Annotated in this window: 1 pseudogene; it reads left to right on the top strand. The window is 41.3% G+C overall.

Features of this window, described 5'->3' with window-relative positions:
* Window positions 1–521: pseudogene (locus FC88_RS04515) on the top strand (IS30-like element ISLpl1 family transposase); the annotation flags it as partial.

The following is a 521-nucleotide window of genomic DNA, read 5'->3' as shown; positions in this document are numbered from 1 at the left end:
GCTCACGAATTTAAACTAGCTACTAAATCTATTTATAATTGGCTAAATCAGGGGAGAATTGGTTTCTCCTTGAATGATCTACCTGAACATGGCGTACGCCAACGGCGTAACGTTGACCAACGATCCAAATATAATCAATCTTTGGGGCGATCGATTGAACAGCGTCCCATGATGATTAATCAACGTAATCGCATCGGTGATTTTGAACTAGATACCGTCGTTGGCCCTCGTGGGCATAGTAAGGCAGTTTTATTAACTTTAATCGATCGCAAATCACGGTTCCTTTGGGCATATCGGTTAAAGGACCGAACGACAGCGAGTGTTAATGAAGCACTGACTAAGTTCCTAACAACTTTTAATGGACCGGTGCACAGTTTTACTGTGGACCGTGGTACTGAGTTTAGTGGGCTAGTATCATTTGAATCACAATATGGTATTAAGACCTATTACTGTCATGCTTATACGCCAGCTGAACGTGGTAGTAATGAACGCTTTAATCGGAATTTACGTTATTTTTATCC

Source organism: Companilactobacillus futsaii JCM 17355 (assembly GCF_001435505.1).
Taxonomy (GTDB): domain Bacteria; phylum Bacillota; class Bacilli; order Lactobacillales; family Lactobacillaceae; genus Companilactobacillus; species Companilactobacillus futsaii.
Note: the sequence above shows the minus strand (reverse complement) of the source record. Positions and strands in the feature narration are given on the sequence as shown.